Source organism: Halomonas litopenaei (genome assembly GCF_017303055.1).
Taxonomy (GTDB): domain Bacteria; phylum Pseudomonadota; class Gammaproteobacteria; order Pseudomonadales; family Halomonadaceae; genus Halomonas; species Halomonas litopenaei_A.
Genome location: NZ_JAEKJT010000003.1, coordinates 372,322 through 385,632, shown reverse-complemented (window position 1 = coordinate 385,632; position 13,311 = coordinate 372,322). Strand labels below are relative to the sequence as shown.

11 protein-coding genes are annotated in these 13,311 nt (G+C 64.8%); 7 read left to right on the top strand and 4 right to left on the bottom strand.

The window, feature by feature from the left end:
* Positions 1-258 precede the first annotated feature (258 nt).
* From JF545_RS05700 to JF545_RS05685, 4 genes are all read left to right on the top strand, one after another.
* Positions 259-1,995, top strand: a complete 1,737-nt coding sequence (locus JF545_RS05700) for an alkaline phosphatase D family protein (protein WP_206940124.1) — start codon at positions 259-261, stop codon at positions 1,993-1,995.
* A 61-nt stretch (positions 1,996-2,056) separates the two neighbouring features.
* Positions 2,057-2,674 carry a hypothetical protein gene (locus tag JF545_RS05695; RefSeq protein WP_206940122.1) on the top strand — a complete coding sequence of 206 codons (618 nt, stop codon included), beginning with the start codon at positions 2,057-2,059 and terminating at the stop codon, positions 2,672-2,674.
* On the top strand, positions 2,671-4,242 hold the full coding sequence (locus JF545_RS05690; protein WP_206940120.1) for a GMC oxidoreductase: 1,572 nt from the start codon (positions 2,671-2,673) through the stop codon (positions 4,240-4,242). The genes JF545_RS05695 and JF545_RS05690 overlap by 4 nt, the downstream gene beginning before the upstream one ends.
* Before the next feature lie 70 nt (positions 4,243-4,312).
* Positions 4,313-5,440: an alpha/beta fold hydrolase gene (locus JF545_RS05685; RefSeq protein WP_206940118.1), complete on the top strand. Its 1,128-nt coding sequence runs from the start codon at positions 4,313-4,315 to the stop codon at positions 5,438-5,440.
* 24 nt (positions 5,441-5,464) lie between these two features.
* On the opposite strand, the gene JF545_RS05680 is transcribed toward JF545_RS05685, so the two are convergent.
* The 4 genes from JF545_RS05680 to JF545_RS05665 form a co-directional block, all read right to left on the bottom strand.
* Positions 5,465-6,535 carry an AbrB family transcriptional regulator gene (locus tag JF545_RS05680; protein ID WP_206940116.1) on the bottom strand — a complete coding sequence of 357 codons (1,071 nt, stop codon included), beginning with the start codon at positions 6,533-6,535 and terminating at the stop codon, positions 5,465-5,467.
* Positions 6,536-6,677: 142 nt separating this feature from the next.
* Entirely contained in the window at positions 6,678-8,183 is a 1,506-nt protein-coding gene (locus tag JF545_RS05675; protein ID WP_206940114.1) for a tripartite tricarboxylate transporter permease, read from the bottom strand.
* A gap of 42 nt (positions 8,184-8,225) precedes the next feature.
* Positions 8,226-8,660: a tripartite tricarboxylate transporter TctB family protein gene (locus JF545_RS05670; RefSeq protein ID WP_206940112.1), complete on the bottom strand. Its 435-nt coding sequence runs from the start codon at positions 8,658-8,660 to the stop codon at positions 8,226-8,228.
* Complete coding sequence (locus JF545_RS05665; RefSeq protein ID WP_206940110.1) at positions 8,657-9,640, bottom strand: Bug family tripartite tricarboxylate transporter substrate binding protein; 984 nt, start codon at positions 9,638-9,640, stop codon at positions 8,657-8,659. The genes JF545_RS05670 and JF545_RS05665 overlap by 4 nt, the downstream gene beginning before the upstream one ends.
* Positions 9,641-9,860: 220 nt before the next feature.
* On the opposite strand from JF545_RS05665, the gene JF545_RS05660 reads away from it, so the two are divergent.
* Genes JF545_RS05660 through JF545_RS05650 form a run of 3 tightly spaced genes read left to right on the top strand, consistent with a single transcriptional unit; the run spans position 9,861 to position 13,295 of the window.
* On the top strand, positions 9,861-10,526 hold the full coding sequence (locus JF545_RS05660) for a response regulator (protein WP_206940108.1): 666 nt from the start codon (positions 9,861-9,863) through the stop codon (positions 10,524-10,526).
* Between the two features lie 34 nt (positions 10,527-10,560).
* Positions 10,561-12,042: a sensor histidine kinase N-terminal domain-containing protein gene (locus JF545_RS05655; protein WP_206940106.1), complete on the top strand. Its 1,482-nt coding sequence runs from the start codon at positions 10,561-10,563 to the stop codon at positions 12,040-12,042.
* Complete coding sequence (locus tag JF545_RS05650; protein ID WP_242520700.1) at positions 12,039-13,295, top strand: ABC transporter substrate-binding protein; 1,257 nt, start codon at positions 12,039-12,041, stop codon at positions 13,293-13,295. Before JF545_RS05655 ends, JF545_RS05650 begins: the two co-directional genes overlap by 4 nt.
* Positions 13,296-13,311: the final 16 nt, after the last annotated feature.

Sequence of the window (13,311 nt, the reverse complement as noted above, 5' to 3'; positions counted from 1 at the left end):
ATGGCAGCAGTGAAGCCACAGGGTAGCAGAGGCCAGGTCGCCGCTTCACCAAAGGCGAACTATCTTTACTCTCAGTGTGTGATAGCAGCGTTTGCACAACGTTGAGCGATGGCGGAGGTGGGAGCCGTAGCGAGCCGCACCGCGCAGGCGACGTCGTGATGCAGACACACTGACCTAGATACAGTGAGCTGGACACATCGTGACGCGGACACAGGGACTGGACACACAGGGACGAGACATCGTGACGCAGGAGGCCCCATGTCGGGACTGCGCTCGCCCGATATCGGGCCTATCGTCGGACATACCACCGCCCATAGTTGCCGGCTGTGGGTGCGTGGCATCGCCCCCAGCGATGACGGAGTCGATCTTAGCGCCTCGCTGAGAACCGTGGGGCTGGTAGCCGTGGTGGAAGACAACGGGATGCCGTGTCGGCTGGCAGGCAGCCCACCCCGGGCGCATGCTTTCTACTTCCGCCTGCATCGTGAATTTGACCGCACCGGCACCTTCGAGCTGGGTGCCGAGCAGGGCCTTGGCGCAAAGGACGGTGTCGCTCCGTTGGGGCAGCCAGATGGCGTGGTGCCCCTGGCGCCGGACACCCGCTACCGGGTGCGTGTCGCCACCCTGACCCTGGATGACACCACCCCAGACGTCGAGAGTCTCAGCGATAGCGAGATCGTGGCGCGGCTGCCGGATATCGGTGGCATGTCCAAACTGCTGGCCAGCCTGGAGGGCGCTCACTGCGAGGCGGAGTTCACGACCTTTCCGGCGCAGCCGTCAGCCCGTCTGGCCTTTCTGTTGGGGTCCTGTCGCTATCCTGGCACGCTATGGAAGACCAAGGAGTCGGACCGCATCTTCGGTCCCATGCAGCAGCACCTGCGCCCTCGAGGCAGCCGAGCGGCAGCGCGCTTCAGCCTGCTGGTCGGTGACCAGATCTACGCCGACCAGTACAGTCGCTACCTGCCGATCGGTCGGGCCGATACCTTCGCGGAGTTCCAGGAGCGCTATCGCACGGCCTTTGGCTCGCCGCTGGCGCGGCGTTTCCTGCGCCAGGCCCCGGTGTACATGATCCTCGACGACCACGAGATCGAGGACAACTGGCATCGCGATCGGCTGAGCGCCAAGCGCGAGCTGTTCAACGTCGCCATCGGTGCTTACATGAGCTACCAGTGGTCCCACGGGCCACGCAGCTTCGGTCGCCATCTGCACTATCACTTCGACTGCGGCGGTTATCCCTTCTTCGTCTGCGATACCCGCACCCATCGCACCTACGGGCGCGAGGGGCGGGTGATGGACAATCACCTGCTGGGGCGGCCCAGTATCGACCCCCTGCACCCCTCTCAGCTGGATCTGTTGCTGCAATGGCTGAGCGACCAGCAGGCGCGGTGGGGAGCGGTCCCCAAGTTCATCGTGACCTCCACGGTGTTTGCCCCCAGCCCGTTGGACGAGCGACTGGACCCCAGCCTAGATGGCCACGACGACCAGGCGGCGGTGGACCTGGCGCGCACCAACCTGTCACGCCGAGCCGACAGCGACAGCTGGTCCGGTTTTCCAACGACCCGCAAGGCCTTGATCGAGCACATCGTCACCGCCGGTATCGACAACGTGATCTTTCTCAGCGGCGACGTTCATTGCGCCAATATTGCTGAGATGCATGTTGAAGAAGAGGGAGGCGGCGGCGGTCAGCGGCTCTACGACATTACCTCCTCGGCCCTGTACTGGCCGTTCTTCTGGGCCGATGGAGACCCCAACGGCTTCGTGCACGACTCTCGGGTGGCGGGACAGCGCGATGGCTTCCCGCTGTTCGACGGTGCCATGACCCTGCACTACCGGGCATACGGCTTCTATCAGCAGGAGAACTTCTGCCGCCTCGAGGTGGATCGCCAGCGCCATCGGCTGAGGGTGAGGGTGCTGGACAGGGACGGTCACGAGGTAAAGGTAGCGGGACCGAATGGCCAGACCGTGGCCTATAACGACCTCGAGCTGAGTCCCTGGTAGCCGATGACCGTTGGCAGTTGAGGCGAGCCAGGGGAGCAACCATCGTGGCAGGGAGGTGCGTGTGAACAGAATCACCATGGCGCCAGGCTTGACCTTCGAGGAGACCATGTCCGGCCACTTCTCGCTGGATAGCCAGATGCCCGAGCGCGGTGAGCGGTTGGGACATCGCGAAGGCACCGAGCTTGCGCTGCACGCCAAGATCCAGATCGACGACATGAATGCCTTTCTGGCCGACGAGCATCACCATGGCAAGCTGGGTGGCGTGGTCGACTTTGCCCCCCTGGGGCTGGGACTGGTCATTCTGGAAGGCGATTTTCAGCTGTTTTCCCAGGGGCCCGGAGCCGGGCGTCAGATGGTCTACGATGCGTTGCTGGAATACGGCCACAGGCGACTCTTTCTGCATGGCGTCAAGCGCGTACACGATGATCCTGGGCCCGATCTGTGGAGAGACACCACGACGCTGTATACCACCTTGCATGAAGGTGTCAGCGACACCGCCGACATCATAGGGGCGGGGGTACTCCACCTGGGGGTAGCGGAGCTGATGGCCATGCTCGGGACATTGACGCCCAGCGGTCGGGGGGGCCTGGCGACGGTCGCGGACTTTGGTCGCTTCTTCTTCGGTGAACTGTGGCACCTGTATGCCCCCTGGGTGATCCGCCGGGAGTCCGACGCATGAGCTACGACGCGATTGTGGTGGGCTCCGGATTTGGTGGCGCAGTGGCGGCCTGTCGTCTGGCCGAGGCTGGCCAGCGGGTGCTGGTGCTGGAACGAGGACGGCGTTGGGAGCGCGAGGACTTCCCGCGGGGGCCTGACGATGACTGGTGCTTCGACGTTGAAGAACCGCGGGGTCGCCATGGCTGGCTCGACCTGCGCTTTTTTCCGCGCATGGCGGTGGCTCAGGGAGCGGGGGTCGGCGGTGGCTCTCTGGTCTACGCCAATGTCTCGGTGCCTGCTCAGCCGTTTGCCTTCGACAGCGGCTGGCCTGAGGCGATCAGCTACAGTGACCTTGCGCCCTACCAGCAGCGCGTCGGGCAAATGCTGGAGGTCTGTGAAGTGCCCTCGGCTCAGGTCAGCGAGCGCCACAAGCTGCTGAAGCAGGCGGCGGAGGCCAGCGGGCACCCTGAACGCTTCCGCTCGCTGCCCTTGGCGGTGCGCTTTGACCCGGACTGGCATTACCGGCTGGAAGAGCCGCATCATCGTCGGCACAGTCGGCAGAGCCTCAATGCCTACGGCAAGTCCCAGGGGACCTGCATCCACTGCGGTTACTGCGATATCGGCTGTCCCGTGGGAGCGCGCAATACCCTGGACCTCAACTATCTGGCCAGGGCAGAGCAACTTGGCTGCGATATTCGCCCGCTGAGCCTGGTCCGCTCGCTGGTGCCAGAGGGCGATGGCTACCGGGTCACCTTTCAGCATCTCGAGGGCGCACCAACCATCCGCCACGAGCGGGCCGAACGGGTGATCCTGGCGGCGGGCTCGCTGGGTTCCACCGAGCTTTTGCTGCGGGCCCGCGACCAGTACCGCACCTTGCCGGAACTGTCGCCCCTGTTGGGCCATCGCTGGTGCGCCAACGGCGACTTCCTGACGCCCGCGATGTATCCGAATCGGCGTATCGATCCCTGTCGCGGCCCGACCATCAGTGCGGCCATCGACTTTCTGGACGGTATCGACCAGGGCCGGCGCTACCTTGTCGAGGACGGCGGCTACCCGGACCTTATAGGCCATGCGCTGTCGCGGCTGCTGGCCCATTCCTCTGTCGCCGGCATGCTGCGAAGCGGCTGGCGTGCGGTGTTGGCGGAAGCGCTCAAGCACAACGACCCGGATCGTTGCCTGATGCCGTGGTTCGGCCAGGGCGTGGATGTTGCCGATGGCGTGCTGCGGCTCTCGCGCCGTTGGCTGGAGCGAGAGCCCGCGCTGTCGCTGGATTACCGCGTGGATGCGTCACGCTCGGTGGTTCAGGCCCTGTGCGATCGACACAAGCAGTTGAGTGAGCTCACCGGAGGCGTCGCCATCGAGCCACCCAGCTGGCGCCTGTTGGATTACCTGGTGACGCCTCATCCCCTGGGAGGCTGCCCCATGGGCGAGAACCGTTGGGACGGGGTGGTCGACCACGCCGGCGAGGTATTCGGATATCCGCGGCTGTACGTGCTCGACGGTGCCGTCGTGCCGCGCGCGCTGGGGCTGAACCCATCACGCACCATCGCTGCCCTGGCCGAACGTGCCATGGCGCGGATGTTGGCCTGAGAAGACATTGCTGCCTGGGCAGGATGAGGCTCTTCGGTGGCGGCAGGGTCGATGATAGAGAGGTGACCCCATGGTCCGGGAAATCGCACTGCACACCCTGGAAGGCGTGACCGATGCCGAGATCAGCCAGCATGGCTTCTGCACCGGTGACGGTCTGGGGCTGTCGTTGCTGCGTTTTGTCCGTAGTCGCGGTTCCAGTTCCTGCGCCAAAGGGCGCCGGGCGGTCATGATCGTGCATGGGCTGACGACATCAAGCGACATGTTCATCCAGCCCGAACACCGCAACCTGGTAAGCTTTCTGCTGGACGAAGGGGTCGACGAGGTGTGGACGCTGGATTTCCGCATGAGCAACCGCCACCCCTACAACTTGCAGCCCAGCCGCTATTCTCTGGATGACTGCGCGGTGTATGACATACCGGCAGCGGTGGCGGCGATTCGTCGCCTGACCGGCGATCCCGCCGGGGATGAGCTGCAGCTGCATGTCATTGCTCATTGCCTGGGGTCGATGAGTGTCGCCATGGCTCTGTTTGGTGGCACCATCCGGGGGATTCGCTCCTGCGTGCTCAACAGTGTGGCGTTGACGCCCCACGTGCCACGCTGGTCGATGGTCAAGGGCCACGTGTTTCCCTTTATCGTTGAGCGCATCCTGCAGCAGCCTTATGTCAGCCCGCGCTGGAGCGACGACCCTCGCCTGACCCTGGGCAAGCTGCTGTCGAAGGGCGTCTCGCTGTTTCACCGGGAGTGCGACGTGCCTGCCTGCCATATGCTGTCGCTGATGTGGGGCACCGGCTGGCCGGCGCTATATCACCATCACAACCTGGACGAGCGCACCCACCGGCGAGGTGGAGACCTGTATGGCCCGGTAGGGCTCAACTATCACCGTCACGTCATGAAGATGCTGCGCCGAGGGCATCGCACCGTGAGAATGCGCAAGGCGCCCGAGTATGACGTCTTGCCCGATGACTACCTGGTCGCCGCAGAGCGCATCGAGACGCCATGCCTGCTGCTTACCGGCCGCGATAACCGAGTCTTCAGCGACAGCAATCTGCACTGCCACCGCGCACTGGAGAAGGCGGCGCCTGGTCGCCACCGCCTGGAAGTTGTCGAGGGCTATGGCCACCAGGACGTGTTCATGGGGGCGCGGGTCGACCGAGACGTGTTCCCGCGCTTGATGGACTTTCTCAGCGCCAATGCATGAGTCGCAGGCGGCGAGGGACAAAGCCTAGCGCTTGAGTCGCCGGTGGGCCCATGTCACCAGCGGCGGCAGGGCGATCAGCAGCACGGTGATGCGCAATAGATGGTGGGAGGTGACGAACGCCGGCTCGATGTTGAGCGATAGTGCCACCAGGCTCAGCTCTGGCGCGCCACCCGGCATGTAGGCCAGCAGGGCCGCGGCGACGGACATGCCGGTCAGGGCCTGGCCGACCCAGGCGGCGATGACCGCCAGAATCACCAGAATCAGCGCCTGCACCACGGCCAGCCCCAGATGCCTGGCCATCTCCGACAGCGCGACCCCGACGAAGCGCACGCCGACCGAGGTGCCGATGACGACCTGGGCCAGGGCGATCAACGCAGGCGGAAGCACCGCGTGGGTCATGCCTGAGAAGTGCAGTATCGACGACACCAGGGCGGGGCCGAACAGCAGGGCGTTGGGCAGGCGCAGGACCTTGCCTACCAGTGCGCCCAGAGCCGCCGCTGCCACCAGCCACGCGGTTCCGCTCAGGGTGGGTAGTTCACTCCAGCGGGTGGGCCCGTTGCTGGCGCCGGCCAGATCCACATGGCCCATGATGGTGAGGATAGGAGGAATCGCCAGCAGCAGCACCAGGATGCGCACGGCGTGGGTGATGCCCACTGCCTTGAGATCCGCGCCGGACTCATGGGCCATCATCAGCAGCGCCGACAGTCCACCAGGGGCTCCAGCATACAAGGCCGTGTCCAGCGAGTGCCCCGCCACCTTGTAGCTGAAGGCGACCGCGACCACCATCATCACTGCCGTGGCAGCGAGCATGATGGCGGCACTGGCCAGCCAGTCCGAGAGATCGCCTGAAAGCTCCGGGGTGAAGGCCGAACCCAGCATGACGCCGATCACCACCAGAACCCCCTTGCGCAGGCGCCCGGGGGAACCCAGCTTGATGCCGGTCAGGCTGATCAGGGTGGTGGTGATCAGCGCCCCCAGCAGCCACGGGAGCGGCAGATCGATGAGGTAGGCCAGGTAGCCGCCCACCGAGCCCAGGGCCAGGGTGGGAAGGAATCGCCAGGCGCCGGAGGGAAGAGAAGAGGGAATGGCGGGCATGGCGTCTCCTGGCAGGGCGACCGGCAGTGGGTCGTGGGTAAGTAACGATATCGGGGATAGTGGTCGATCGGTTCAGATGGCCGTCGATGTGGGTCGTGGATAAACGGCGCGCGGCGCCATCAGGCGCCGCGCAGGGATAGCGTCAAGACTGTGCTGACGGACGCCGTTTCAGCAACATCGGCACCAGCCACGGCAGCACCAGCAGCGCGATGGCGGCGATCCACAGTCCCAGCGAGATGCCGGACTGCCACAGGATGGAGGTATCGCCTCCGCTGATCGCCAGAGCACGGCGCAGGTTCTCTTCCATCAAGCCGCCCAGCACATAGCCGAGAATGACCGGGGCCAGCGAGAAGCCCAGCTTGCGCAGCAGGTAGCCGAACACGCCGATGATCAGCATCAGGTAGATGGCGGTCAGGTCGGAATGCAGCTGATAGACCCCGACGAAGGATAGCACGGCGATGGCGGGCACCAGTACCCAACGGGGGATCGTCAGCACCTTGGCGAACACCCCGGCCAGGGGCAGGTTGAGAGCCAGCAGCACCAGGTTGCCAATATACAGTGACGCAATCAGACCACCGGCCACTTCCGGGTTCTGCGAGAACATCATCGGGCCCGGCGTGATGTTGTAGAGCATCAGGGCGCCGAGCAACACGGCGGTGGTGCCGGAGCCGGGAATGCCAAGGGTCAGCATGGGCACGAACGAACCGGCGGCAGAGGCGTTGTTGGCGGCCTCGGGGGCGGCCAGGCCGCGCATGTCACCGGTGCCAAAGGTGTTGTCCTTGTCGACCAGGCGCTTTTCGGTGGTGTAGGAGACGGCACCAGCGACCGAGGCACCGGTACCTGGCAACACCCCGATGATGAAACCCAGCACCCCTGAGCGCAGCATGGTGCCCTTGCAGGCCAGCACTTCCTTGAGGCTGACGAACACGCGTCCCAGCGGTGGCAGCTCGTTGTCCACGTCCTTGCGATGGGCGTGTTCCAGCATCAGCAGAATTTCGCTGATGGCGAACAGGCCGATGATCATCACCACAAAGTCGATGCCATCGTAGAGCTCCGGCATGCCGAAGGTGTAGCGCATGACGCCGGTACCGGAGTCGACGCCAACGGTGCCGATCAGTACGCCCAGCACGGCGCCGATGGCGGTCTTGATCGGATCCTTGCCCATCATGACGGACATGGAAGAGAAGGCGAACACCATCAGGGCGAAGAATTCAGCGGGACCGAACATCACCGCTACCCGGGCCAGTAGCGGGGCAAACAGGGTCAGGCCGATGATGGCGATGGTGGCGCCGATGAAGGAAGCCACGGCAGACAGGCCGAGAGCCGGGCCGGCTAGGCCTTTCTTGGCCAGCGGGTGGCCGTCCAGGGTGGTCATGACGGCGCCGGCATCGCCCGGCACGTTGAGCAGAATGCTGGACATCCGGCCGCCATATTCGGCGCCGGTGTAGATACCCGCCAGCAGAATCAGTGCGGACTCGGCCGGCAGGCCCAGGGTGTAGGCCAGCGGCATCAGGATGGCGATACCGTTGATCGGTCCGATCCCCGGCAAAGCCCCGAACAGGGTGCCCAGCAGGGCGCCAAGAAAGGCCAGGCCAAGGTTGAGTGGCGTCAGGGCAACGCCGAAGCCTTCGATAAGGAAGTCGAACATGGGGATACCTTGAGCAGAAAGCGGTCGCGTCGGTGGCCTGGCTTACCAGGGCAGGCCGGGCAGGGTGATGCCAAGGCCATGGGTGAACAGCCACTGGCCGCCGAAGGCCATCAGCACACCGGTGGCAATGGCCTTGGGCCAGCTTGCCTCGAACAGCCGGGCGAGGGCGGCGATCACCAGCATCGAGCTGATGGCAAAACCAAGGCGCGGGAACAGCAAGGCGTAGACCAGCAGCAGGGCCAGGACGCCGATCAGGCGCAGCGCCAGGCGCTTGTCCGGCCAGTGGCCGTTCTCGCCGGGACGAATCACCAGCACCACAGACAGCAGGCCCAGCAGGATCGAGAGCCCCAGAGGAAAGGCCTTGGGGCCGACGGGGTCGTAGCTGAACGGCACCTCGAGGGACAGGGCGTTGACGGCGGTAAACGCCGCCAACCCCATCAGGGCAATCCCCAGACAGCGGTCGGCGGCAAGACTCATTGTGTCAGACCCACATCAGCGGCCAGCTGCTTGAACTCCGCAACCTGATCCTTCACGTAGCCGTCGAAGTCATCTCCGAACAGCGCCATGGGGAACAGGCCACGAGCTTCCCGCAGCTCGGCGAAGGTGTCGTTCTCGGCCAGCTGTTCGAACTTCTCGACCCAGGCCTGGTAAGCCTCATCGCTGACCTCGGGGCCCATGTAGTAGCCGCGCCAGATCGGCCACTCGACGTCATAGCCCTGTTCCGCGGCGGTGGGGATGTCGGCGTAGGGGCCCTCGACGCGCTCTTCGGCCAATGCGGCCAGGACTCGGATATCACCGCTTTCCAGCTGCGACTTGAGCTCGGAGAGGTCACCGGTGAAGACCTGGATGTGATTGCCAAGCAGAGCCGCCAGGGCTTCGCCGCCGCCTTCGAAGGCCACGTAGCGAAGGCTTCTGGGGTCGACGTCTGCGGACTTGGCGGTGAGGGCTGCCTTCATCCAGTCCTGGCTGCCGACACTGCCGCCGGCACCGAAGGCGACCTGGGTCGGATCTTCCTGCAGCGCGGTCATCAGCTCTTCCAGGTTCTGCCAGGGAGCATCGGCCTTGACCACGATGGCACCGTAGTCGACGCCGAGCGCGCCGACCCAGCGCACTTCGCTGGCGTCATACTGGCCAAACTTGCCCAGCGCCAGGTTGACGGCGGCGCCTGTGCTGGCAGCAACGATCAGGTTGGGGTCATCGGTACGCACGCCGTTGACGTGGTTGTAGGCTACCGCGCCGATGCCGCCGGGCATGTAGGTCACCAGCATCGGGTCTTCGATCAGCCCCGTCTCGAGCAGGCCATTGGCGGCCAGACGGCAGGTCAGATCGTAGCCGCCGCCGGGCTTGGCCGGAGCGATGCACTCGGCGTCGTCGGAAGCCTGGGCCGTGCCGGTCGTCAGGCTGGCACCCAGCAGCAGTGCAGCAAGGCCTGCGGGAAGGGCTATGGTAGTCTTCATGCGTACTCCTGATCAGATATTATTATGAGTCGACGAAAGTGATTGGTGTTGCCGACGGCGCCTGGCACGGCGCTGGCGCAAGCTAGCGCAAGATAGTGGCGTGCAGCACTGGCCAACCGGAGCGAAGCATACGGCGCGTATCGTCAGCCCAGCGGATGCTAGGCCTTCTAGCTTTCATCAACCTGTCATCCACCTGATTTACGGATAAGACATTAGTCTCATGCGCCTTCTCGTCGTTGAAGATGATGCCCTCATCAGCCGCTCCTTGGTGGAGGCCCTGACACCGCTTGGCAACACTGTCGAGGTGCTGTCGACCCGTGCCGCCGCGCGCTCAGCGTTACGCCAGGGTGGCGTCGACCTGGTGCTGCTCGATATCGGGCTGCCTGACGGTGATGGCCTGTCGCTGCTGGCCGAGATGCGTGATGGCGGCGATCGCACGCCGGTCATCCTGCTGACGGCCAGGGATGCTCTCGATGACCGAGTCAGGGGACTCGACCTGGGGGCCGACGACTACCTGGCCAAGCCCTTTCAATTGGCCGAGCTGGAAGCGCGCGTGCGCGCCTTGCTGCGGCGCAGCCAGCAACGTGCCGATAACCGCCTGAGCCTTGGCCCACTGACCTTCGACCCGGCCAGCGGTGCCGCCAGCCTGTTCGGTGAGCCCATGGCCCTGCCTCATCGCGAATTGCTGTTGGTCGAGAGCCTGCTGCTGCATGCCGGGGCCATTGCCCCGCGGGAAACCCTGGAAGGGCGTCTGTTTGGTTTTGGTGAGGTCGGCTCCAATGCCCTTGAGGTCTATGTCAGCCGTCTGCGCAAGCGGCTCAAGGACTCTGGACTGCGGATTCGCACGTTTCGGGGGCTGGGATATCGTCTGGAAGATGACGCGTGATGTCGTCTCGACAGTCTAGCCATGGAGCGATGCTGTGATCACCCTCGGGAGCTCGCTGAAACGGCAGTTGCTCGGGTGGTTGTCGGTCACCGTGTTGCTGTTGGGCCTGGCGTTGATGGCGGAGGCCTGGATCAGCAGCCAGCGCGCGGCGAATCGCGCCTTCGATGCCCAATTGCAGGCGGCTGCACTGACGATTGCGGAAGCGGTTCGCTGGCGAGAGGGGGTGCCCCATGTGGTGGTGCCCGAAGCGGCGCTGCAGATACTCTCCACCGACAGTCAGGATCGCGTGTTCTATGCAGTGCTCGACGAGGACGGCGGCGTATTGTCGCGCAACTGGCCGGTGGTGATCCCCTCCGCCTGGCAGGACAGGCTGGATGCCGGTGGCCTGTCCCGCGACTTGATGACCTCCCGGGGTGATCTGCGGGTCCATGGGCAGCGGGTGGCCTCGGCGGGTTGGGTCAGTCAGCTGCCGGTACAGGTCTGGGTCGGTCACACCCTGGAAGGCCGCAAGGCGCTCGCCTGGGCGCTGTTCCGCGGCTCCCTGTCGCGGTTTGTGGCCATGGTGCTGATGACCAGCGCGCTGATGGGGCTAACCGTGCGCGCAGTGCTGCTGCCGCTGCGACGATTGCGACGACAGCTCAGGTCGCGTAGTGCCGATGACTTTCGGCCATTGTCGGCCAAGGTGCCCCAGGAGCTGCACGAATTGGTCCAGGCCCTGGATCACCTGTTTGCCCGTCAGCGCCAGGGACGGGAAGATCTGCTGCGTTTTACCGCCGATGCCAGCCACCAGTTGAAGACCCCATTGGCCGGGTTGAAGACCACCTGTGAACTCGGGCTTCGCAGTCATTCCCCAGAGCACTGGCGCGATGCGCTGGTACGGGTGCACCAGCGGGTCGACGATACCAGTCGCCTGGCGGGACAGTTGCTGTCGTTGGCGCGCCTTAGGCACCTTGACCAGGATCAGGGATGCCCGGCGCTGGAGCTGACCGCGCTGGTGCGCGATGTTGCGCTGGACTGGGCGGGGCGAGACCAGGCCCGGGATCACGACCTGGGGCTGGGCGAGGTGCCCGCCGGGCCTGTGCTGGTGCGCGTCGAGGGTTGGGCGCTGCGAGAAGCGCTGGGCAATCTGATCGACAATGCGCTGCGCTATACCCCGGCAGGGAGCGCGATAACGGTGATGATGGAACGAGAGACCTCGTCCAGGGACTTGGCATCTCGGCGTGTTCAGGTGTCAGTGGTGGACAATGGCCCGGGCGTCAGCGACATGGCGCTGGCTACCCTCGGCCAGCCGTTCCAGCGGGCGGGGCGCCAGGACACCGCTGGTTCAGGTCTGGGACTCGCCATCGTCGAGACCACGGCCCGCCGAATGGGGGCAACGCTGTCCTTCGCGCACTGCCAGCCCCAGGGGTTGAGGGTGACACTGTCGCTGCCGCTGGCCGACGACGAGATGCAACAGGCTCCGCTGACAGCGGCGTCAGAAGAGAAGAGCGACGTGCCAGTAGGGGGGCAGGCATGAAGCCTTGGCGAAGCATGCTGCTGTGGGTGATGGCGCTGTCGCTGGTGGCAGTGTCGCTGGCGGGCTGTGGTGATTCACAGGACAGCGTGCCGACGGTGGAGGATCCACTGGTGATCTCGGCCGCTCTTGATCTGGATGTGGTCGAGCCTCTGCTTGAGGCCTTCCGCGACGCGTATCCGGAGATTCCGTTGAGCTTTATCGACCGGTCGACGCTTGAGGTGGATCGCAGTGTGGTGGCAGGCTCCGCGTCGGCCGATCCTAGCGAGGAGTCTCAGCCAGGGGGCGCGGAGTGGAGAGCGGAGTGGAGAGCAGAGCCCCCTGACGTGGTGATCAGCTCTGCGATGCCCTGGCAGATGGACCGCGCCAACCAGGGGCTGGCTCAGCGTCTGCAGGGGGCCGAAGTCGACAGCTGGCCAGCCTGGGCGCGCTGGCGCGATGAGGTGTTCGCCTTTACCTTCGAGCCGGTGGTGATGGCCTATCGACTCGACCTGTCCCGACACATGCTGCCACCCCAGAGTCATGGTGACCTGCACCGCCTGCTGGCAACCGAGGCAGAGCGGTTGTCCGGCCGGGTGACGACCTACTCACCGCTGGACAGCGGTGTGGGCTATACCCTGGCACAGCAGGATGCACGCTATTCCTCGCGCTTCTGGGATCTGGTGGCGGCGATGGGGGCGGTCGACACCCAGCTGGAAGCTAGCACGCGAGACATGTTGCGGGGGCTGAGCGACGGGCGTTATTGGCTGGGCTACAACCTGTTGGGGTCCTACGCCATGGTCTACGCCCAGGAGCATCCTGAGGTCATCGTGCAGGTGCCCATGGATTACTCCCTGGTGCTGATGCGTCTGGCGTTCGTTCATCGTCACGCCCGCCATCCGCAGGCGGCCGCCACCTTCGTCAAGTTTCTGTTGAGTCGAGCCGGCCAGCATGTGCTGGCGGGGCAGACCCCACTGTTCAGCATTCGCCCCGACGTGACCGGGCCCTATACGGCAGCACGGCTGCGCTCTCAGGTCGGGGAGAGGCTGTATCCGATTCTGCCCAAGGCGTCCTTGCTGGCGTTTGTTGATCCGGTGCGGCGCCAGGAGTTTATCGATCGCTGGGAAGCACGCTTTGGCGATAGCGCAGGCAAGGCCGACATCGAGGCACCGTCGGAGATAGAGGCACCGTCGGAGATAAAGGGTGAGACAGCGGATGCGAAAGCATCGATCGACACGGGGTCACTCTCGACACAGGGAGACTCTCGATACAGATAAGCAGTGGGCGCAGATG

Bases quoted from the DNA above. Each gene is read 5' to 3' on its own strand.
- JF545_RS05675 (WP_206940114.1), bottom strand. From the start codon at position 8,183: ATGTTCGACTTCCTTATCGAAGGCTTCGGCGTTGCCCTGACGCCACTC.
- JF545_RS05665 (WP_206940110.1), bottom strand. From the start codon at position 9,640: ATGAAGACTACCATAGCCCTTCCCGCAGGCCTTGCTGCACTGCTGCTG.
- JF545_RS05685 (WP_206940118.1), top strand. From the start codon at position 4,313: ATGGTCCGGGAAATCGCACTGCACACCCTGGAAGGCGTGACCGATGCC.
- JF545_RS05690 (WP_206940120.1), top strand. From the start codon at position 2,671: ATGAGCTACGACGCGATTGTGGTGGGCTCCGGATTTGGTGGCGCAGTG.
- JF545_RS05700 (WP_206940124.1), top strand. From the start codon at position 259: ATGTCGGGACTGCGCTCGCCCGATATCGGGCCTATCGTCGGACATACC.
- JF545_RS05650 (WP_242520700.1), top strand. From the start codon at position 12,039: ATGAAGCCTTGGCGAAGCATGCTGCTGTGGGTGATGGCGCTGTCGCTG.
- JF545_RS05680 (WP_206940116.1), bottom strand. From the start codon at position 6,535: ATGCCCGCCATTCCCTCTTCTCTTCCCTCCGGCGCCTGGCGATTCCTT.
- JF545_RS05670 (WP_206940112.1), bottom strand. From the start codon at position 8,660: ATGAGTCTTGCCGCCGACCGCTGTCTGGGGATTGCCCTGATGGGGTTG.
- JF545_RS05660 (WP_206940108.1), top strand. From the start codon at position 9,861: ATGCGCCTTCTCGTCGTTGAAGATGATGCCCTCATCAGCCGCTCCTTG.